Origin of the sequence: Microbacterium sp., assembly GCF_036566905.1 — a bacterium.
GTDB lineage: Bacteria > Actinomycetota > Actinomycetes > Actinomycetales > Microbacteriaceae > Microbacterium.
In genome coordinates, this window is sequence record NZ_DATCVK010000104.1 from 1 (window position 1) to 20,309 (window position 20,309).

At 70.9% G+C, this 20,309-nt stretch carries 16 protein-coding genes; 13 read left to right on the forward strand and 3 right to left on the reverse strand.

Annotated elements, in window-relative coordinates; genetic code table 11:
* Positions 1-41: 41 nt before the first annotated feature.
* Genes VIP82_RS07740 through VIP82_RS07760 form a run of 5 tightly spaced genes read left to right on the forward strand, consistent with a single transcriptional unit; the run spans position 42 to position 6,079 of the window.
* Positions 42-1,004 carry a carbohydrate ABC transporter permease gene (locus VIP82_RS07740; RefSeq protein WP_331907308.1) on the forward strand — a complete coding sequence of 321 codons (963 nt, stop codon included), beginning with the start codon at positions 42-44 and terminating at the stop codon, positions 1,002-1,004.
* Positions 1,004-1,912: a carbohydrate ABC transporter permease gene (locus VIP82_RS07745; RefSeq protein WP_331907310.1), complete on the forward strand. Its 909-nt coding sequence runs from the start codon at positions 1,004-1,006 to the stop codon at positions 1,910-1,912. The genes VIP82_RS07740 and VIP82_RS07745 overlap by 1 nt, the downstream gene beginning before the upstream one ends.
* On the forward strand, positions 1,912-4,230 hold the full coding sequence (locus VIP82_RS07750) for a beta-glucosidase family protein (RefSeq protein ID WP_331907312.1): 2,319 nt from the start codon (positions 1,912-1,914) through the stop codon (positions 4,228-4,230). Before VIP82_RS07745 ends, VIP82_RS07750 begins: the two co-directional genes overlap by 1 nt.
* The gene (locus VIP82_RS07755) at positions 4,227-5,000 is read left to right on the forward strand and encodes a ThuA domain-containing protein (RefSeq protein WP_331907314.1); all 774 of its coding nucleotides are present in this window, start codon (positions 4,227-4,229) and stop codon (positions 4,998-5,000) included. The genes VIP82_RS07750 and VIP82_RS07755 overlap by 4 nt, the downstream gene beginning before the upstream one ends.
* A complete protein-coding gene (locus VIP82_RS07760; RefSeq protein WP_331907316.1) occupies positions 4,997-6,079 on the forward strand; it encodes a Gfo/Idh/MocA family protein in 1,083 nt (360 codons plus the stop codon). Before VIP82_RS07755 ends, VIP82_RS07760 begins: the two co-directional genes overlap by 4 nt.
* 20 nt (positions 6,080-6,099) lie before the next feature.
* Here VIP82_RS07760 and VIP82_RS07765 read toward each other — a convergent pair whose 3' ends face one another.
* Positions 6,100-8,280: an alpha-galactosidase gene (locus VIP82_RS07765; protein ID WP_331907318.1), complete on the reverse strand. Its 2,181-nt coding sequence runs from the start codon at positions 8,278-8,280 to the stop codon at positions 6,100-6,102.
* 262 nt (positions 8,281-8,542) lie between these two features.
* Here VIP82_RS07765 and VIP82_RS07770 point away from each other — a divergent pair, with 262 nt between their 5' ends.
* Positions 8,543-10,198 (forward strand): beta-L-arabinofuranosidase domain-containing protein, encoded by a 1,656-nt coding sequence (locus tag VIP82_RS07770; protein WP_331907320.1) that lies wholly within the window; start codon positions 8,543-8,545, stop codon positions 10,196-10,198.
* On the opposite strand, the gene VIP82_RS07775 is transcribed toward VIP82_RS07770, so the two are convergent.
* Positions 10,188-11,213, reverse strand: coding sequence for a LacI family DNA-binding transcriptional regulator (locus tag VIP82_RS07775; protein ID WP_331907322.1), 1,026 nt, complete (start codon positions 11,211-11,213; stop codon positions 10,188-10,190). The two genes, VIP82_RS07770 and VIP82_RS07775, sit on opposite strands and share 11 nt — an antisense overlap.
* 180 nt (positions 11,214-11,393) lie before the next feature.
* Between VIP82_RS07775 and VIP82_RS07780 the strand changes: the two genes are divergently transcribed.
* The 7 genes from VIP82_RS07780 (at position 11,394) to ccsB (ending at position 18,020) form a co-directional block, all read left to right on the forward strand.
* Entirely contained in the window at positions 11,394-12,101 is a 708-nt protein-coding gene (locus tag VIP82_RS07780) for a ThuA domain-containing protein (protein WP_331907324.1), read from the forward strand.
* 183 nt (positions 12,102-12,284) lie between these two features.
* The gene (locus VIP82_RS07785) at positions 12,285-12,956 is read left to right on the forward strand and encodes a DedA family protein (protein WP_331907326.1); all 672 of its coding nucleotides are present in this window, start codon (positions 12,285-12,287) and stop codon (positions 12,954-12,956) included.
* An 89-nt stretch (positions 12,957-13,045) separates the two neighbouring features.
* The gene (locus VIP82_RS07790) at positions 13,046-13,675 is read left to right on the forward strand and encodes a histidine phosphatase family protein (protein WP_331907328.1); all 630 of its coding nucleotides are present in this window, start codon (positions 13,046-13,048) and stop codon (positions 13,673-13,675) included.
* Positions 13,672-14,310 (forward strand): TlpA family protein disulfide reductase, encoded by a 639-nt coding sequence (locus tag VIP82_RS07795; protein ID WP_331907330.1) that lies wholly within the window; start codon positions 13,672-13,674, stop codon positions 14,308-14,310. Before VIP82_RS07790 ends, VIP82_RS07795 begins: the two co-directional genes overlap by 4 nt.
* On the forward strand, positions 14,307-15,164 hold the full coding sequence (locus VIP82_RS07800; protein WP_331907332.1) for a cytochrome c biogenesis CcdA family protein: 858 nt from the start codon (positions 14,307-14,309) through the stop codon (positions 15,162-15,164). Before VIP82_RS07795 ends, VIP82_RS07800 begins: the two co-directional genes overlap by 4 nt.
* A 55-nt stretch (positions 15,165-15,219) precedes the next feature.
* Positions 15,220-16,929, forward strand: a complete 1,710-nt coding sequence (gene resB / locus VIP82_RS07805; RefSeq protein ID WP_331907338.1) for a cytochrome c biogenesis protein ResB — start codon at positions 15,220-15,222, stop codon at positions 16,927-16,929.
* Between the two features lie 5 nt (positions 16,930-16,934).
* Complete coding sequence (ccsB, locus tag VIP82_RS07810) at positions 16,935-18,020, forward strand: c-type cytochrome biogenesis protein CcsB (protein ID WP_331907334.1); 1,086 nt, start codon at positions 16,935-16,937, stop codon at positions 18,018-18,020.
* Positions 18,021-18,167: 147 nt separating this feature from the next.
* On the opposite strand, the gene VIP82_RS07815 is transcribed toward ccsB, so the two are convergent.
* Positions 18,168-20,198 (reverse strand): YhgE/Pip family protein, encoded by a 2,031-nt coding sequence (locus VIP82_RS07815; RefSeq protein WP_331907336.1) that lies wholly within the window; start codon positions 20,196-20,198, stop codon positions 18,168-18,170.
* Positions 20,199-20,309: the final 111 nt, after the last annotated feature.

Here is a 20,309-nt window from a genome sequence, read left to right on the forward strand (position 1 = left end):
CCGGCCGTGCGCCGGGCCACCGCCCCGACCGAGGCAGGAAGATGACCGCCACCGCCACCGCCATCCCCGTCCAGAAGATCCGCCGGGGCGACCGACCCCCCTCCCGGAAGATCCGGCATCCGCTCGCGGAACGGATCGCGCCCTACATCTACATCGCGCCGTTCTTCGTGCTGTTCGCGATCTTCGGGCTGTTCCCGCTGCTCTTCACGTTCTATGTCGCGCTCTTCGACTGGAACCCGATCGGCGAGCAGACGTTCGTCGGACTCGCGAACTTCGAGCGACTCGTCCAGGACCCCCGCTTCTGGAACGCGTTCGTCAACACTTTCGGCATCTTCCTCATCTCGACGATTCCTCAGCTGCTCCTGGCGCTCGGCCTCGCGCACCTGCTGAACCACGCGTTGCTGAAGTTCGCGAACTTCTTCCGGATGGCCCTGTTGGTGCCCTACATCACCTCGGTCGCCGCGACCGCGCTGGTCTTCTCGCAGATCTTCGATAAGAACTTCGGGCTGGTCAACTGGGTGCTCGGCTGGTTCGGGATCGGCGAAGTCAACTTCCTTGCCTCGCAGGTCGGCTCGTGGATCGTGATCTCGTCGATGGTCATGTGGCGGTGGTTCGGGTACAACACCCTCCTCTACCTCGCCGGTCTCCAGGCGCTGCCGCGAGAGATGTACGAGGCGGCCTCGGTGGACGGGGCATCGAGCTGGCAGCAGTTCATCCACCTGACGATCCCGTCCCTGCGCCCGATCATCATCTTCACGGTGATCATGTCGACCATCGGCGGGCTGCAGATCTTCACCGAGCCGCTGCTGGTCGCCCCCGAATCGGGTCTCACCTGCGGCGGTGGCCGGCAGTGCCAGACGCTCGCGCTCTTCCTGTACGAGCAGGGCTTCGGACAGTTCGAATTCGGCTACGGCTCGGCCATCGGCGTCGCGCTGTTCGTGATCGTCGTCGTGGTCTCGCTCATCAACTTCTTCCTGACCACCCGCACCCGGAGGGCACGCTGATGTCCGATGTCATCGACCAAGCCATTCCGCAGACGCCGGAAGAGGCGTTCGCGAAGGCCGAGAAGGCGCCGTCGCGCCGAGGCGGACGCCTGGGCCGCGTGCCGTGGCCCGTATACGCCATGCTCATCGTCGCCGTCGTCATCAGCGTCTTCCCGCTGTACTACATGTTCGTGATCGCGTCGGTCGGAGCATCCGCGGTCACCTCGATCCCGCCACGGCTGTACCCGGGATTCAACTTCTTCGAGATCGCCGGCAAGGTGTTCGAGACGGTCCCGTTCTTCCAGTCGCTGCTCAACAGCGTGATCGTGTCGCTCGCGATCGCGGTGATCGCCTCGCTGCTGTGCGCGCTCGCCGGATTCGCGTTCGCGAAGCTGCACTTCCCGGGCCGCAACGCGCTGTTCCTGATCGTGCTGCTGACGATGACGGTGCCCGCGCAGCTCAGCGTCATTCCGCAGTACCTGATCATCTCGTGGCTCGACTGGGTCGACACCCTGCAGGCGATCATCGTCCCCGGGCTCGCGAGCGCGTTCGGCATCTTCTGGATGCGCCAGCACATGGCCACGACGCTGAACGACGAACTCATGCAGGCGGCGCGGATCGACGGGGCGAACAGCTGGCAGATCTTCTGCCGCATCGGCTTCCCCGTGGTGCGGCCGGCCGCCTTCGTGCTGGGCCTCATCACCTTCACCGCGGTGTGGAACGACTTCATGTGGCCGTTCATCGTGCTCAAGTCGCCGGAGCTGTTCACGGTCCAGATCGCACTCAAGCAGCTGCAGGCCAACCGCACCATCGACCTGGCGCTGACGATGGGCGGCTCGTTCATGGCGACGCTGCCGCTGCTGATCGTCTTCTTCTTCGTCGGCCGGCGAATGGTCGCCGGCATCATGGACGGGGCGTTCAAGGGCTGATGAGCGCGCAAGCCGGCGTCATCGATCAGGGTCGGTGGCGGGACACGACGCTGAGTGCGCGCGAGCGCGCGCAGGCCCTGGTCGACGAGCTGACCCTCGAGGAGAAGGTCGCCCAGCTCGGCTCGGTCTGGCTGACGGATGCCGCCGACGACTTCGCGCCGAGTCTGGAGGGCGGTCTGGCGCCGGACGGCGCCGATCCCTTCGCCCACGGGCTCGGTCAGCTCACGCGCGTGTTCGGCACCGCGCCGGTGAGCGTGCGCGAAGGCGTCAGCCGACTGCGCGAGCTGCAGCATCGCGTCGTGGCGAACCAGCGGCTCGGCATCCCGGCCCTCGTCCACGAGGAGTGCCTCACCGGCCTCGCGACGTTCGGAGCGACGGCCTTCCCGACGCCGCTGGCATGGGCGGCGACATTCGACGAGGACCTCGTCCGCGACATGGCGCGGGCCATCGGCGAGGACATGCGCGCGATCGGCGTGCATCAAGGCCTCGCTCCGGTCCTCGACGTCGTGCGCGACTACCGGTGGGGCCGTGTCGAGGAGACCCTGGGAGAAGACCCCTACGTGGTCGGGCAGATGGGTGCGGCGTACGTCGCGGGCCTGGAGGGCGCGGGGGTGGTCGCCACCCTGAAGCACTTCGCCGGTTACGCGGCGTCGCGCGCCGCGCGCAATCACGGCCCCGTGAGCATGGGACCGAGGGAGTTCGCCGACACCGTGCTGCCGCCGTTCGAGACGGCACTGCGCCAGGGTGGTGCGCGCAGCGTGATGACCTCGTACACCGATGTCGACGGCATCCCGAGCACCGCGAACCGGCAGCTGCTCGACGGTGTGCTGCGCACCGAGTGGGGGTTCGACGGGACCGTGGTCGCCGACTACTGGGCCGTGCCCTTCCTGGTGTCGATGCACCGGGTCGCCGCCGACGGCCCGGCGGCCGGTGCCCTCGCGCTCCGCGCCGGGGTCGACGTGGAGCTGCCCTCGACCGTCGCGTACGCCGCCCTGCCGCGCCTCGTTCGCGAGGGTGTCGTGGACGAGAGCGACATCGACCGCGCAGCGGTGCGCCACCTCCGCCACAAGATCGAAGCCGGCCTGCTCGATCGCGGGCCGGTCGTGCCCGACGGGGCGGAGGAAGTGCTGCTGGACAGCCCGCGCAACCGCGCCATCTCCGCGGCGCTCGCCGAGGAGTCGATCATCCTGCTGAGGGACGACGGGATGCTGCCGATCGCCGGTGCGCGGCGGATCGCGCTGATCGGTCCCGCCGCCACGGAGTACCGGAGCCTCCTGGGCTGCTACGCCTTCCCCAATCACGTGCTCACCAAGTACCCCGGCCACGCCCCGGGCATCGACATCCCGACGATCGAAGATGCCGTGCGCGCCGAGTGGGGAGACTCCCGGGTCCGCTCCGAGCGCGGCTGCGAGATCGTCGGCGACCAAGAGGTGCGGATCGACGAAGCGGTCGCGCTCGCCAGGGACAGCGACGTCGCGGTGCTCGTCGTCGGCGATGTCGCCGGCTTGTTCGGGGCCGGGACCTCCGGCGAGGGGTGCGACGCGCCGCACCTGCGGCTGCCGGGGCGCCAGGACGATCTGGTCCGTGCGGTGCTGGCGACCGGGACGCCGACGGTGCTCGTCGTCGTCTCGGGGCGTCCGTATGCGCTCGGCGACTACGCCGAGGCGGGAGCGATCGTGCAGGCGTTCTTTCCGGGTGCGGACGGCGCAGCGGCCGTCGCGGGAGTGCTCTCCGGCCGCATCGCTCCCAGCGGACGGCTCCCCGTCCAGATCCCGCGCTCTCCCGAGGCGACCGGCACGTACCTGCAGCCGCCTCTCGGTCGCCACAACCGCGGCATCACCGTCGCCGACCCCACGCCGCTGTTCCCGTTCGGCTTCGGCATGACGCCCGGTCGGATCGTCTACGAGAGCATCGAGACGGCGGCAGTGCTGCCGACCGGCGGCGCCGCGGAGGTGGCGGTCGTCGTGCGCAACGACGGTGCGGATGCGATCGAGGTCGTGCAGCTGTACGCGTCGTTCCCGTCCGGTCCGATCGTCCGCCCCGACGTCCAACTGGTGGGTTTCGCGCGCATCCCGGTGCCTGCCGGCGCGCGACGCACCGTGCGGTTCACCCTCGAGGCCGCGCGGCTCGCGGCGACGGGTGCTGACAACAGGCTCGCCGTCGAGCCCGGCGTCGCGGTACTCTCGGCCGGCCCTTCGGCGGCGGAGCGTCCGGCAGAGACACGCGTGCGTCTGGCGGGGCCCCGGCGCGTCCTGCTGGCTCGTGCCGGGCGGACGGCATGGGATGTAGACGCGACCGAAGCGAAGGAGACAGCATGACGCAGACCCGGGGCATCCGGATCCTGGTGTGGGGCGAGAACCACCATGAGAAGCACGATGAGGTGCCACGCCGCCTGTACCCGGACAGCATGCACGAGACGATCGCCGCCGGACTGCGCTCCCTCCTCGGCCCCGACACCGTCGTCGACACGGCGACACTCGGCGATCCGGAGCACGGCCTGAGCGCCGAGCGCCTGGAGCAGACCGACGTGCTCTTCTGGTGGGGGCACGTGCGACACGACGCCGTCGACGACGCCGTGGTGGAGCGGGTGCATCGCGCCGTCCTCGGCGGCATGGGACTGGTGGTGCTCCACTCCGGGCACTTCTCCAAGATCTTCATCCGCCTGATGGGAACGACGTGCAGCCTCCGATGGCGGCAGGGGGATGACCGCGAACTGGTGTGGACGGTATCGCCCACCCATCCGATCGCCGCCGGCGTGCCGCATCCGATCGTCATCCCCGCACAGGAGATGTACGGAGAGTTCTTCGACGTGCCCGCGCCCGACGAGCTCGTGTTCGTCTCGAGCTTCAGCGGGGGAGAGGTGTTCCGATCGGGCATGACCTTCTCCCGCGGGCGCGGGCGCATCTTCTACTTCTCGCCGGGCGATCAGGACTATCCCGTCTACCACCAGCCGGAGATCCAGCGGGTGCTCGCCAATGCGGCCGGGTGGGCGTTCCAGGACCGGCCCCGCGACCTTCCGCACCTGGCGATGCACCGCACCGGCGAATTCGACACCCCTCGTGAGTGGAACGGCGAGGTGCTGACGTGAGAGAGGTCGTCCTCGTCGGCGCGGGAGGGATGGGGCGCGCCTGGATGGATGTGATCGAGCGACGCCCCGGTCTGCGCGTGAGCGCGCTGGTGGACGTCTCAGTCGCGGCCGCCCAGGCGGCGGCGCGCGAGCGGGGCTGGGACGTTCCCTGCCTCGCCACGGTCGCCGAGGCGTTCGCCGTCGTAGAGCCGCCGAGCATGCTGCTCAACGTCACGATCCCGGAGGCGCACCGGGCGGTCAGCGAAGCGGCGCTGCGCGCCGGTGTGCCGGTGCTCAGCGAGAAGCCGGTGACCCCCACGGTCGCGGACGCCCTCGCCCTCGCCGCTGCGAGCGAGCAGCAGGGCGTTCTCCTCGCGACCAGTCAGTCGCGGCGTCACCTGGCAGGCCTGCGTGCGTTCCGCGACGCCGTGGCGGCGTACGGCGGCGCGGCCCAGCTGGACGCCGCGTTCTTCCAGAATCCGCGCTTCGGCGGTTTCCGCGACGAGATGGACTCGCCGCTGCTCATCGACATGGCCATCCACACGTTCGACCAGGCGCGATACGTCCTCGGCAGCGAGCCGGCGTCCGTCTACTGCGAGGAGTTCTCGCCGCCGTGGAGTTGGTATCGCGGCGCCGCCGCCGCCGAGGCGGTGTTCCGCTTCGCCGACGGGGCGAGGTTCGCCTACTCCGGAAGCTGGTGCGCCGACGGCCTCACGACGTCGTGGAACGGCGCGTGGCGGGCGAGCACGGCGGGCGGCTCGGTCGAGTGGGACGGCGAACAGGCGGTCCGCGCGCAGGACGCGGATGGCGCACCGCAGACCCTTCGGCCCCTCGAGCAGGCGGAAGGTCTCGACGCCGCCCTTGCCGAGTTCCTGCAGGCGCTGGACGGGGGACCGACCCCGTCGGGCGAGATCCGCGCCAACATCTGGAGCCTCGCGATGGTGGAGGCGGCCGTCGCGTCCGCGCGATCCGGAGCCCCCGTGCTCCTCGACGAGGTGTTCGCGCGGGCGGCGGAGGCATGCGTGACCGAGGCGCGCAGCAGCGGTGACGACGCCACCGCCGACCTCGTGGCGTCGTGGGGCGGTGCCCCGCCCCGCTGAGACATCGGCCCCGTGGGCCCTCAGTCGGCCGCCCGCAGGTGCACCACCGCGGCGCGCTCCGGGTGGAAGGTCGGGAACTCCAGGCCGACCCGGCTGAGGAGGGAGCCGCTCAGGACAGGAGCAGGCCCGTCCTGGTCGAGACCCGGCGCCCCCAGCCATCCCGGCACCTGCCACGGGGGTCCGAGCGACTCCGTCGCGTCGACGGTGATCCGGTAGCGGCGCTCGGGAGCGAGGCCGGTGAGACGCACGCGGGCCAGGGCATCCGGGCTCGTCGCGGGCGTCACGATGGTGTACAGCGCCTCCGCCCCATCCTGCGCGACGATTCCTCGCACCGCGGGCGCGGACGGGTCGGCAGGGCCGCCGACGGCGTGCCCGGTCGAGATGAGGCGCCGGTGCCTGCGGTACAGCGAGATCCAGGACGAGAGGGTCTCCCGGTCGGCTTGCTCGAGGCCTCGGATGTCCCACTCGATCCCGAAGTGGCCGAGCAGCGCGACCGCGCAGCGGTAGTGCAGGCTGGAGGTGCGGCCTGTCGTGCTGGACACCGTGGACGCGACGTGCGAGCCCATCATCTCGGGCGGTACCAGGAGCCCGGTCCATCGCAGGATGTGGAACCTGTCGATCGGGTCGTGGCTGTCCGAGGGATGGATGCGGTCGGTGCGCTCGAGGATGCCGAGATCGACGCGTCCGCCGCCCGAGGCGCAGCTCTCGATCTCGAGGTCGGGGTGGCGGGCACGCAGCTCGTCGATGAGCCGATAGACGGCAAGGGTCTGCTCGTGCACGGCAGGAGCACCGGTCGCGGGGTGACCCGCTTCGACGAGATCTCGGTTGTGGTCCCACTTCAGATAGCTCACGCCGATCGAGGTGACGAGGTCGTCGAGCCGTTCCAGGATGTGGGCGTAGGCCTCGGGGTGCGTCAGATCGAGCACCTGCTGGAACCGGTAGCGCGGCGGAAGCTCCGGTCGCGCGCGCAGGATCCAGTCGGGATGGGCGCGCGCGAGGTCGGAGTCCTCGTTGATCATCTCGGGCTCCACCCAGAGCCCGAACTCCATGCCGAGCTGTCGCACGCGATCGGCCAGTGGCCGCAGGCCGTCTGGCCAGCCGACCGGGTCGGGCGTCCAGTCGCCCAGTCCCGAGCGATCGTCGCGGCGGCCGCGGAACCAGCCGTCGTCGAGCACGTACCGCTCCACCCCGAGCTCGGCCCCGCGCTCGGCGAGATCGACGAGCGTCGCCGGGTCCTGGTCGAAGTACACCGCCTCCCAGACGTTCAGCGTCACCGGCCGCTCCCGCCGCGACGATCGCGACCGGGCGCGCAGATGGTCGTGATAGCGCGACGCCGCCCTGTCGAGTCCGTCGCCGTAGCTGCCGTAGACCCAGGGCGTGACGTACTCCTCGCCCGCCGCCAGCCGGATCTCACCGGGCAGCAGCAGTTCACCGCCCCGGAAGGCGAGGAAGCCGTCACCACGCTCGATGGCGTGCTCGTGATTCCCGCTGAAACCGACGTGACAGACCCACACCTCGCCCGCGTCCGACGCGAACCCGGGAACGCCGGCGGCGACGACCGTCGTGGCGTCCAGGCCCGTGCGTCCACGGCGGGAGGGGCGGGTGTGGATGCCGCGGACGATCGGATGCCGCTGAGGGATCCGCTCGTGCGCCCAGCGCCCGGAGAAGTCGAGAACCTCGCCGGCACGAAGCGGAAGGGGCAGCGACAGCATCACTTCGCGGATCTCGAGCGGGGCTTCGTCCTCGCCGGAGTTGCGGACGAGAGCACGCGTGCGCAGCAGCCCGCCTGGGCTGAGATCGATCTCCAAGCGAAGCTCGATCTGAGCCCACTCGTCGCGTGCGTCGACGACGACGATGCCCGCGCCGACGGTGGCCACGCCGGTCTCGACGGGGACGCCGGCGACTCGGAGCGGCGCCGCGTGGAAGCGAGGAGCCCAGGCAGCACCCGCTCGATGCGCGCTCAGCCCGGGTCGGCCGAACCAGCCGCGGCTGTGCTCAGGAAGGACGGTCGCCTGGTACGGAACATCGGATTCGGCTGAAAGACCGGGCCTTTCCTCTGCAGCAATGAAGGCCTGGAGGTCGTCGGCGCTCGCGTGGATGCGAGCGCCCCAGTGGACGATCCTCGGCAGGCTCTCTCCCCGCTGGGCCACAACGAGCGAGACGTCGCCGGCCGACAGGTGGACGATGCGCGCGTCATTCATACGACCCATTGTGGCGGGTGCGATGGTCTCGGGTACAGTCAGAGATCGATCTCACAGGGGAGAACCATGCGCATCGATACCTCCACCGCCATCGCCCTGGCTCCCGGGGCGGTGCGACTGACCCGCGGTGACGTCGACCGTCGTCGGCGGCGCAACCGCGACTATCTCGTCTCCCTCACCGAACGCAACCTGGTGCAGAACCACCTCATCGAGGCGGGGATCGGCGACCAGCTGTGGCATCTGCATCCGTCGCGCGAGGGGCATGCCGACCGTGGACTCGACCGTCACTGGGGGGTGGGAGACGCCTGGGTCTCTCCTGCGCGGCCACTTCCTCGGCCACTGGATGTCGGCGGCCTCACGCGAGGTGGCGACGACGGGCGATGCCGTCCTCCGGGGCAAGCTCGACAATGTCATCCGGCTCCTGGCCGAGTGTCAGGAGGAGAACGGCGGCGCATGGGTCTTCGCCACACCGCGGTCGTTCCTGCGCCGGCTGGGGGAGGGGCGGGAGACCTGGGCGCCGCAGTATGCGATCCACAAGACCTTCATGGGCCTCGTCGACGTCTACCGCGACCTCGGTGACGAGCGCGCGCTGGCGATCGCGCATCGCGCCGCCGGGGAGATCGCCGCGTGGGCGCGTGGCTTCGACACGGCGCGGTTCCAGGAGATCCTCGACGTCGAGACGGGCGGGATGCTCGAGGTCTGGGCGGATCTGCTCGAGGCCACGGGCAACGGCCTCTATCGAGAGCTCCTCGATCGCTATTGGCACGCGTCGCTGTTCGATCCTCTGCTGGATGGCCGGGACGTGCTGACCAACAGGCACGCCAACACGACGATCCCGGAGGTGCTCGGCGCCGCGCGCGCCTACGAGGTGACGCGGGACGAGCGATGGCGGCGCGTCGTGGAGGCGTACTGGGAGTGGGCGGTTGTCCGCAGGGGCACCTTCTGCACGGGTGGGCAGACGTCCGGTGAGATCTGGACCCCGCCGTTCGAGTTCGCCGCGCGACGCGGATCGAAGACGCAGGAGCACTGCGTCGTGTACAACATGATCCGCCTGGCCGACGTGATGTTCCGCTGGAGCGGTGCCGCCGAGCCGCTCGACTACATCGAGACCAACCTCTACAACGGGCTGCTCGCTCAGCAGAACCCCGAGACGGGGATGGTGGCCTACTTCCTCCCGCTGGCGGGTGGGGGCCGTAAGGAATGGGGCGCGCCCACCGAGGACTTCTGGTGCTGTCACGGAACTCTCGTTCAGGCGCACACCCGCCACGCCCAGCTCGCGGTGTACGCCGGTGCGGACGGCGTCGTGACGGTGGCGCAGTACCTGTCGGTGCGCGCCGAGGCGGCCGTGGCCGGGCGTGCCGTCGACATCGACATCCGACTTCTCGATGACGCCGGCTACGTCGGTCCGGACGCGAACGCCGGTCCCGGTGGCGACCGTCGCCGCCCACGAGCGCTGCGGACGCGCGTGACCGTGACTTCCGACGGGACGGATGCGGTGCGTCTGAGGCTTCGCGTGCCTGCGTGGACCGTCGGCGAACCCGAGGTCCGCACGTCCGCGCGATGGCGTCGGGAAGGCTCTTGGCTCGAGGTCGACCACGCGGGCGGGGAGACGTGCATCGACCTCGAGTTCCCGATGGGGCTGCGCGCGGTGCCGATCCCCGACGAGCCTTCGACGATCGCCTTCCTCGAGGGGCCGGTCGTCCTCGCCGGTCTCGTCGACCGCGAAGTCGCCCTTCACGGGGATGCCGGCGATCCCACCACGATGCTCGCGCCCGACGACGAGCGTCAATGGACGCAATGGCTCGTGCGGTATCGCTCGATCGGCCAGGATGCCGCCATCCGGTTCCTGCCGCTGCACGAGGTGACCGACCAGCGGTTCTCGATCTACTTCCCGGTGCGCCCGGTGGTCAGTCGCTGACCGCCGGCCGCGTGGACCCGCGCTCCACGAGCTCCGTCGGCATGACCACCGCCTCTGCCTCCACCGACTCGCCCGCCGCGGCGCGGGCGAGGATGTGCACCGCGGCGGCTGCCATCTCGCGGATCGGCTGGCGGATGGTCGTCAGCGGCGGGTGTAGCCAGCGCGCGCCGCGCACGTCGTCGAAGCCGATGACGAGGACGTCTCGGGGGATGCTTCGTCCGCTGTCGGAGATCGCGCGGTAGGCGCCGGCCGCCATCTCGTCGGAACAGGCGAACACGCCGACCGGCCCCTCGCCGCCGAGCTCCGAGAGTGCGCGCGCGCAGGCGCGACGGGCGTCCCAGGCGCTCCAGTCGGCGCTCGTCCGCACGAACTCGGCGTCCGGGGCGATCCTCTGCAGCGCGCTCGCGAAGCCCTCGACGCGCGCGCGGCCGTAACGGTAGGAGGGGGCGCCTCCGATGACGATGAATCGGCGTGCGCCGCGCTCGACGAGGTGCTCGGCGGCGGCCTCGCCCCCGGCGCGATCGGTGGTCCGCACGCTCGGAAGCGGGCGGGACGCCTCGGAGGGCGGCTCCATCAGCACGAGCGGGATGCCGGCCCGGCGCATCGCGGCGATCTGGGTGCTGGTCGGCACGATGAGTCCCACGATCACTCCGGCGGAGCCGCGCGACCGGATCCGCTCGGGCCAATCCTCCGCCGGATCCTCCCTCTCAGCAGTCAGCACGAGGTCGAAGCCGAGCTGCGACGCCGTCGTGCGCGCGCCCGCGGTGATCTCCTCGGTGTACGGGTCGTGGAAATGACCGAGCACGAGATCGAACATCAGCGACGTGCCGCGCCTCGGGCGCCCGCGCACCTGCCCGGCGGGCCGGTATCCGAGCTCGGTCGCCGACCGCAGCACGCGTGCGCGCGTCTCGGCGGCCATCTCACCGCGCGCGCGGAGAGCTCGGGATGCTGTGGCGATGCTCACCCCGGCCCGCTCGGCCACGGCGGTGAGGGTGACGCGATCTCCGGTCGGCATGACTCCCATTTTGCGCAAATTGCGTTCGCCCGGCAATGCGTCGGTGGCATCGTTTGTCGACGTTGCACTTGCCCGTCGATGTGGAGGGATGAAGTCGATGATGACGACACCGGGGACCGGCCCGGCCCGCGCCCGCCGCGCGGGCCGGCGAGACGGCATCGCACGCATCGAGGTCCGGCCGTGAGCGCGCGGCAGGCCCTCATCGTCCGCGGGGGCGGCGAAGGGCATCGACCGGTCGAGGCGACGGAGATGTTCCGGTCGTTCCTCGACGACCAGGGCTTCGACGTGAGGGTGGAGGAGTCCCACGCGATCTACGCCGACCGTGAGGAGATGGCGCGGATCGATCTCGTCGTGCAGTGCGTGACCGGCTGCGAGATCTCCGACGAGGCGCTGCGAGGACTCCGCGAGGCGGTCGAGCGGGGCACCGGGCTCGCCGGCTGGCACCGTGGCATCGCCGATTCCTACCGCAACAGCTCGGACTACCTGCAGCTGATCGGTGGCCAGCTCGCCACGCATCCGGCACCCGGCGCCGATGCCCCGGACCAGGACGGCCCGGACGACACCGTCTGCTACACCGTCGATGTGACGGACATCGGCCGCTCGCACGAGATCATGTCGGGCCTCGAGGACTTCACACTGCGCACGGAGCAGTACTGGGTGCTCACGGACGACCTGAACGAGGTGCTCGCGACCAGCACGCTTCCCGTGCGGCCGCACCGACCGTGGCACCGGCCCGTCACCACACCCGCGGTGTGGACACGCGAGTGGGGCCAGGGGCGGGTCTTCGTCGCTGCACCGGGCCACAACCTCCGGGTCCTGCGCGACGTCAGCGTGCGCACGATCATCGAGAGGGGGATGCTCTGGGCCAGCCGAGGCGCCGCCGCCTAGGCATCCGGTCACCCGCGTTGCGCTGAGCGCTCGGTATCAGGAGACTCCGGCAGACCCCATCGGCTTCCGGGGGTCTGCACCCGGGTTCCGTTCATCCTTCTTCCGTAGCGTGGAATCGTCGCGCCGAACGGTCGCGGCCGCCGCCACCAGGTGCCGACGGACGGACGGACGGGGATCCGACGAATGACGATTGCGACGACGACCGACGGCTCCTGGCTGAGCACGCTCGCCGACTGGGCGGTCTCGCTCATGGACGTGATCGGACCGGCCGGCGCCGGCATCGCCATCGCGATGGAGAACCTGTTCCCACCCCTGCCGAGCGAGGTGATCCTGCCGATGGCGGGACTCGCCGCGAGCCGCGGCTCATTCACCGTCGTCGAGGCCCTCCTGTGGACGACCGCCGGATCGGTGCTCGGGGCGCTGCTGCTGTACGGCCTCGGTGCCTGGCTCGGCGTCGACCGGCTGCGTGCGATCGCCACGAGGGTGCCGCTGCTGAAGCCTGAGGACATCGACCGCACGGTCGCCTGGTTCCAGCGGCACGGCGGCAAGGCGGTGTTCTTCGGCCGCATGATCCCGATCTTCCGCAGCCTGATCTCCATCCCCGCCGGTATCACGCGCATGCCGGTGTGGCGATTCGCCCTCCTGACGGCGGCGGGCAGCCTGCTGTGGAACTCGATCTTCGTGCTGTCGGGGTATTTCCTCGGCGAGTCCTGGCACATCGTCGAGCGGTACGCCGACATCCTGCAGTACGTCGTCATCGCCGTGGCCGCGGTCGCCGTCGTGTGGTTCGTCGCGGCGCGCGTGCGCGAGGCGCGCGATTCCCCCAACGGCCGCGGGGAGCCCGAGCTCGACTGAATGCGGCTCCGCCCGAGGCGCCGCGCGTGCCGCGAAACCTGGGAGGACGCTCAGCCGGCCCATAGATGCGGCCCACGTAGACTGGGGCGGTGCCCGCAGCCCGCCTCCATCTCGTGCGCCACGGGGAGGTTCACAACCCCGCCCGCGTGCTCTACGGGCGACTCCCGGGCTACGGACTGAGCGCAGACGGTCGCCGCATGGCCCGGCAGGCGGCGGAGTACGTGAAGTCGCTCGACCGGCCCGTCTCGGCGCTGGTGTGCTCGCCGCTGCAGCGGACACAGGAATCGGCCGAGCCGTTCGCCGAGATCTTCGGCATGGCGCCGGTCATCGACGAGCGTGTCATCGAGCCGACCAACGTGTTCGAGGGCAAGCGCATGGCGATCGCCATGGTCAACCCGTGGAACTGGCGCCACCTGCGCAAGCCGGCACTCCCCAGCTGGGGCGAGCCGTACGCGGACGTCGTGGGGCGCATGAACGCGGCGATGACGCACGCATGGGATGCCGCGGACTCGGGCGACATCGTCATCGTGTCGCACCAGCTCCCGATCTGGATCACCCACCTCGCGGTCGCCGGGCTGCCGCTCCGCCACGACCCCCGCGCGCGCCGCTGCGCGCTGTCGAGCGTGACGAGCTTCGAGATGGTCGACAAGAAGTGGACCGAGACCGCCTACGCCGAACCGGCGTCGACGGCCGGCGCGGTGGATGTGGGGGCGGTATGACCGGTCGGCGGTCGCTGAGCGAGCGAAGCGGGACGAGGCGCAGGACGCAGGCGGCGGCATCCGCTCTCCTCGTCGTCGGCCTGATCGCCGGTCTTGCCGCGTGCACGAGCGACCCTCTGGCCGACCAGTACCGGTCCGGTGACAACAAGGGCTTCGTCGCCGCCGACGGCTTCCGCGTCGTCGAGATCTCGGCCGACGAGCGCAGCGAGCCGGTCGACTTCGAGGGCGTGCTCGACACCGGCGGCACGACGTCCAGCTCCGACTACGCGGGCGACGTGCTCGTCGTGAACTTCTGGTACGCCGGCTGCGCGCCCTGCCGTGTCGAGGCGCCGGAGCTCGCGGCGGCCGACGCCTCATTCGAAGGGCAGGATGTCGCCTTCCTCGGCGTGAACCTCTACGACGGCGCCGAGGCGTCGCGCGCGTTCGCCGACACGTACGGCGTCTCGTACCCCAGCGCGCTGGCGACTGAGGACGGGTCGATCAAGCTCGCGTTCGCGGGGGAGAGCCCGCTCAACGCGGTGCCCGTCACGCTCGTGCTCGACAAGGAGGGCCGCGTCGCCGCGCGCCTGGTGGGGCAGATCGAGGATGCGTCGATCCTCGAGACCATCGTGCGCGAGACGCTGGAGGAGTCGTGAACCTGGGCGCGCTGGTCGCCGACGGATCGCTGCTGATCGCGATCCCGATCGCGATCCTCGCCGGCGCCATCTCGTTCCTCTCGCCCTGTGTGCTTCCGCTCGTCCCCGGCTACCTCGGCTTCATCGGCGGTGCCGTGAGCCCGCGTCCGGCGCGGGTCGCGGTGGGCGCTTCGACAGGCTCGGCGACCGGCGACGGCTCGGCGGCCGGCGATCCCCGGTCGTTGAGCGAGCGAAGCGAGACGAAACGCGCCGAGCCCGCGGACGTCATCGAACCCGGTCGCGGGCGGCTCGTCCTCGGCGTGCTGCTGTTCATCGCCGGCTTCACCGTGGTCTTCGTGAGCATGGCGATGCTCGGCGGCACGCTCGGGCGCTTCCTCCTCGAGTACGCCGACCTCATCACCCGCGTGCTCGGTGTCGTGATCATCGCGATGGGCCTCGTCTTCATCGGCTGGTTCGGCAGGGCGCAGCGGATCACGCGGCCGCAGGTGCGGAGCAACCTCGGGCTGATCGGCGCCCCGCTGCTGGGGATCGCGCTCGGCATCGGCTGGGCGCCGTGCATCGGACCCACCCTCGCCGTCATCCTCACCATGGCGTTCGACTCCGGGTCGGCGGCGCGCGCGGCCCTGCTCGGCGTGGCGTACTCGCTGGGGCTCGGCATCCCGTTCCTCCTCCTCACGCTCGGCTTCGGCTGGGCGACGCGCTCGGTGTCGTTCGTGCGGCGCCACATCCGCGTGGTGAACCTCATCGGAGGTGCGCTGCTCATCGTGCTGGGCCTCCTCATGGTGACCGGCGTGTGGACCGCCGTCATGGCACAGCTCCAGGGGGTGTTCTCCAGTGTCCCGGCCCCGCTCTGACGCTCCGGAAGGCTCGGCGACCGAGGGGGCGGACGTCTCCGTCCCGGTCGAGGGGATGCTGCGTCCCGCCGACCACGCCGACTCGGCGGACACCGCGGCCGCCCAGGACGGCATCACCCAGCCCGCCCTCGGCGTCGTCGGGTGGCTCCGCTGGGGCTGGCGCCAGCTCACGTCCATGCGCACCGCGCTGGTGCTGCTGCTGCTCCTCGCGATCGCGGCGGTGCCCGGATCGCTCGTACCGCAGCGCAGCGCCGACCCCAACGGCGTGCGCCAGTACTTCGTCGACAACGCCGACCTGGCGCCGGTGCTCGACAAGCTGAGCCTGTTCGACGTGTACACGTCGCCGTGGTTCTCGGCGATCTACATCCTGCTGTTCATCTCGCTCGTCGGCTGCGTCATCCCGCGCACGAAGCACCACTACAAGGCGATGCGGGCACAGCCGCCGCGCACGCCCGCGCGACTGTCGCGGCTGGAAGTGCACCGGTCCGAGATCCTCGAGTGCCAGGACGAGTCGGACGCCGCGGCCGCCGCCGCGACGGCGGTCGGGGCCGCACAGCAGCAGCTGCGCAAGGCCGGCTACCGCGTCGCGACATACGACGGCGCACGGTCGTTCTCGGTCTCGGCCGAGCGGGGCTACCTCCGCGAGACCGGCAACCTCGTCTTCCACGCGTCGCTCGTGGGCGTGCTCCTGGCCGTGGGCATCGGCGGGGGATTCACGTATACCGGGCAGACCGTCATCATCGAGGGCCGCACGTGGGTCAACACGATGCTCGACTACACCTCGTTCAACCCGGGCCGGTTCGTGGACGAGGACGCCCTCACCCCGTACGCGCTCACGCTCGACGACTTCTCGCTGTCGTACGTGACCCCCGGCCAGCAGGGGGCAGGGCAGGCCGGCGACTTCGTCGCACACCTCTCCACGCAGTTCCCCGACGACGACGCCGGGACAGGCGAGGTGCGCGTCAACCACCCGCTGCAGATCGCCGGCGACAAGGTGTATCTCATGGGCAACGGGTACGCGCCGACCATCACGATCCGCGACGACGCGGGCGACGTCGTGTTCTCCGAACCGGTGCCCTTCCTGCCGCAGGACAACAACATGACGTCGCAGGGCGTCGTGAAGGTGCCGGACGGGCTGCGCGAGCAGGTGGGTCTGGTGGGCTTCTTCTATCCCACCGCGCAGGAACTCTCCAACGGCGCGTTCACCTCCGTCTACGGCGACCTCGAGTACCCGATGCTCACCTTCTGGGTGTACGCCGGCGACCTCGGCATCGACGGCGGCATCCCGCGGTCGGTGTACACCCTCGACCCCGAGGGGATGACGCAGCTCGCCGGCGGCGACTCGGGCACGGAGTCCCTCGCGCTCAAGCCCGGCGAGACCGTGGACCTGCCCGACGGACTCGGGACGGTCACCTTCGAGAACGAGGCCCCCGAGGGCGCGGCAGGGTTCGAGGATTCGGTCAAACGCTACGTGTCGCTGTCGGTCCACCGCGATGCCGCCGCCACCTGGGTGCTGGTGTTCGCGGTCCTCGCGACGGCAGGACTCCTGGCCGCGCTGTTCGTCCCCCGCCGGCGGATGTGGGTGAGGGCGACGCCGCAGGGGCACACCGTGCAGCTCGAGTACGCCGGCCTCGCCCGCGGCGAGGACCCCGCGCTCGAGGGCGCCGTCTCGCAGTTCGCGCAGCGGCACCTCGCGTCGCTCGCCGAGCATGAACCGGCCGGCGACCCCCCGCTCCAGCGCGATTCGACCCCCGACGTAGACTGAGGACCATGCCCGACGCCTCCCCTCTCACCCTCGACTCCGTCTCGGTGCTGCTGGTCTGGACGGCCATCGCGATCTACGCGCTCGCGTTCATCGCCTACGCGGTCGACCTCGCGCGTAGGGGCGCCGTCGCCGCGGAGGCGAAGGATGCCGCGGCCCAGACCGCGCGCGACCGCGAGCTCGTCGCGGCCGGTGGCGGTGGCGGGTCGCCGCGCACCGGGATCATCGAGCAGATGCGCGCTCAGGAAGCGGCATCCGAGCGGGCGCTCAACGCCCCTGTCGGCAGCCGCGCGCGCCTCGTGTGGGCCCGTATCGGCACGTCGCTGACGGTCCTCGGCTTCCTCTTCCACCTCGCCGGGGACGTGACCCGCGGCATCGCCGCCGGCCGCGTGCCGTGGTCGAACATGTACGAGTTCGCCCTCACGGGAACCCTGCTGATCGTCGCCGTGTACCTCGGCGTTCTTTTCCGCTACGACCTGCGGTTCCTCGGCACCTTCATCACCGGTCTCGTCGTCGTGCTGCTGGGTGGCACGGCCATCTGGTTCTACACCGACATCGTGCCGCTGATGGACCCGCTGAAGTCGGTCTGGCTCGTCATCCACGTCTTCGTCGCATCGCTCGCGACCGCCCTGTTCGCTCTGGCCTTCGGCCTGTCGGTGCTGCAGCTGATGCAGGCGCGGCGAGAGGCGAAGATCGCCGCCGCGACCCGCATCCCGGACGCGGGCACTCCCGCAGCATCGACCGCCCCGACCGGGCCCGGGTTCCTGCGGACACTGCCGAGCGCCGAGGCGCTCGAGTCGCTCGCCTACCGCTTCGCGATCCTCGGCTTCATCTTCTGGACGTTCACCCTCATCGCCGGTTCCATCTGGGCCAACGACGCCTGGGGCCGGTATTGGGGCTTCGACACGAAGGAAGTGTGGACCTTCGTGATCTGGGTGCTCTACGCCGGCTACATCCACGCGCGTGCGACACGCGGCTGGCGCGGCTCGCGTTCGGCCTGGCTGTCGATCATCGGCTTCACCGCCGTGATCTTCAACTTCACGATCGTGAACATGTTCTTCAAGGGCCTCCACGCCTACTCCGGCCTGAGCTGATCGGCCCACGGTCGCGCCCTCGCAGGCTCGACCGGAACGACAGTCCGCGAACGGAATGAGCGCTGCCTCAGCGCGAGCCGGGGGCCGGTCCCGCTGGAACGGCTCGAGCCCGGTCGAGAGTTCGACCGGGCGCGAGCCAGTATCGGACTACGCGGTGGCGGGCGTTGCCCTCAGCAGGGCCCGCGCCGAGGTGCTGCGCCGGCGGGCGACGACGATCATGGTCGCGACGAGCGCGAGGACCGTCCAGATGATCAGCCCGGCGAACGCCGCCCCGAGCCCCGACGCCGACGTGAGCGCGGCGAGCATGCCGTTGTAGGCAGGGGCGGTCGGCATCAGCCCGGCGACGCTCGACAGGACGCCCGGCACGGTGGAGACCACGCCGGTTGCGACGGTGAGCACGCCGATGAGCGCTGAGATCCAGCGCCCGGCACCGCCGAAGACGGCGACGAGTGCCTGGTTCACGGCCGCGAACGCGATGCCCGCGACGACGCACACGCCGGCGAGCGCCCACCATTCGCCCCAGCCGTACGACGCGGCGAGCTGGACGACCGCGGCGACGAGCGCGCCCTGCAGTGCGCCGAGGCCCGCCGCCGGTGCGAACGACCGGAGCGTGAGCAGCGCCGACGGCTGCCGCGACGTGAGGGCGCGGCGCGACACCGCCTGCAGCGCGATGAATGTGCCGAGCCCGCCGAACCACAGCGCGAGGGTCGCCAGCAGGGGGACCGCCGACGCGCCGAAGAGCGAGGTTCCCACGCCGTCGGCCTCGACCGGGTCGGCGACGACGGAGGCGAGATCGGTCGCCTCCTGGTCGGTGTACGAAGGGAGGGACTCGGATGCCGTGGTCAGCCCGCTTGCGAGCTCGGACGTGCCCGTCGCGAGCTGGGCGACGCCGTCGGCGAGGCTCGTCGCGCCGTCCGCGGCCTGCATGGCGCCCGACGCGAGCTGCGTCGCGCCGTCGGCGAGGCCGGATGCGCCGTCCGCCGACTGGCTCGTCGCGGATTGGAGCTGGACGAGTCCCGTGGCGAGATCGCGCGTGCCGTTCGCCGTCTGGGTGAGGCCGGCGCTCGTCTCGTCCATCAGGCTGGTGAGCCCCTTCAGGGTGCCGTTCGCGTACGCGGCGGCCGTGCCGGCGCTCGTGGCGACCGCGCCGGCGCTCTGCGCCGCGGTCGCAGCGGTCGCCGCTGCGGCCTGCAGCTGAGTGCAGAACGCATCACCCGAGACCGCGGGTACACACTGGGCGGCCAGCGCGCCGAGCTGCTGAGCAAGGCCCGGTGTCTCTGGTGCGGGATCGCCGAGCGTCAGGGCGAGCGCACCCGCCTGCTTCGTGGCCTGGTCGGCATTGCTCGCAGATTGGCCCGCGGCATCCTTCAGCTCCTGGTTCTGCACGCCCGCGGCCGCAGCGTCGAGGCCCGACGCGATGCTGTTCGCTCCGCCCGCTGCGCCTCCGATTCCGGACGCGATCTGGTTGAGCCCGTCCGCGAGCTGTGAGGCCCCGTCCGCCAGCTGCGTGTTGCCGTCGGCGAGCTGCGAGATGCCGTCCGGCAGCTGTGCCGCGCCGTCGGCGGCCTGGGTCGCGCCATCGGCGAGCTGCGTGGCGCCGTCGGCCGCCGTGCCGAGCTGGTCGCCCAGCGTCGTGAAGCCGAGGAACACGTTCTCGAGGTACACGCTCGACAGCTGCGTCCCCATGCTCGAGGCGGCTGCGGTCGCTACCTGCGCGGTGATGGCGTCGTCGACGATGAGGCTGTCGGGCGGGGTCGTCACCTCGATGGTCGCCTGCTCGGGGGTCGAGCCCGGCGCCGTCGACGTCGCGGCGGCCGAGAAGTTCTCGGGGATCGTGATGACGGCGGCGTAGGTGCCGTCCGCGAGGCCGGCCTCGGCGTCGTCGGCATTCGAGATCGTCCAGGTGAGGTTGCTGTCGAGTTCGTCGGATCCCTCGACGAGGCCGGCGGTCAGCTGACGGCCGAGGGGCACGGTCTGCCCGTCGATGGTGACGGGCTCGTCCTCGTTCACGATCGCGGCGGTGAGGCTGTCGAGCCGCTCGACCGGGTTGTACAGCGCGGCGACCAGGATGCCGCCGATGACGACGGGCAGCAGCAGCACGCCGACGAGCGTCAGCCAGGTGACGGGCCGGCGGGAGCGTGCGCGCTCGACGGCCGTGGTGATCCAGTTCGGGGTCATGCGTTCACCTCTGCGGTGGGGGTGGTCAGGGGAGCGCCCGAGCGCAGCGTCAGCGAGGCCACGTCGGGGCGGTGCGCGTCGGCGAGCAGCGCGAGCGCGGCGCTCTCGCCG

Excerpts from the sequence above, each read along its gene's own strand:
- VIP82_RS07815 (WP_331907336.1), bottom strand. The coding sequence starts at position 20,198 with ATGACCCCGAACTGGATCACCACGGCCGTCGAGCGCGCACGCTCCCGC.
- VIP82_RS07775 (WP_331907322.1), bottom strand. The coding sequence starts at position 11,213 with ATGCCGACCGGAGATCGCGTCACCCTCACCGCCGTGGCCGAGCGGGCC.
- VIP82_RS07785 (WP_331907326.1), top strand. The coding sequence starts at position 12,285 with ATGACGATTGCGACGACGACCGACGGCTCCTGGCTGAGCACGCTCGCC.
- resB (WP_331907338.1), top strand. The coding sequence starts at position 15,220 with ATGCTGCGTCCCGCCGACCACGCCGACTCGGCGGACACCGCGGCCGCC.
- VIP82_RS07755 (WP_331907314.1), top strand. The coding sequence starts at position 4,227 with ATGACGCAGACCCGGGGCATCCGGATCCTGGTGTGGGGCGAGAACCAC.
- VIP82_RS07745 (WP_331907310.1), top strand. The coding sequence starts at position 1,004 with ATGTCCGATGTCATCGACCAAGCCATTCCGCAGACGCCGGAAGAGGCG.
- VIP82_RS07770 (WP_331907320.1), top strand. The coding sequence starts at position 8,543 with ATGCCGACCGTGGACTCGACCGTCACTGGGGGGTGGGAGACGCCTGGG.
- VIP82_RS07750 (WP_331907312.1), top strand. The coding sequence starts at position 1,912 with ATGAGCGCGCAAGCCGGCGTCATCGATCAGGGTCGGTGGCGGGACACG.
- VIP82_RS07795 (WP_331907330.1), top strand. The coding sequence starts at position 13,672 with ATGACCGGTCGGCGGTCGCTGAGCGAGCGAAGCGGGACGAGGCGCAGG.
- ccsB (WP_331907334.1), top strand. The coding sequence starts at position 16,935 with ATGCCCGACGCCTCCCCTCTCACCCTCGACTCCGTCTCGGTGCTGCTG.
- VIP82_RS07740 (WP_331907308.1), top strand. The coding sequence starts at position 42 with ATGACCGCCACCGCCACCGCCATCCCCGTCCAGAAGATCCGCCGGGGC.
- VIP82_RS07765 (WP_331907318.1), bottom strand. The coding sequence starts at position 8,280 with ATGAATGACGCGCGCATCGTCCACCTGTCGGCCGGCGACGTCTCGCTC.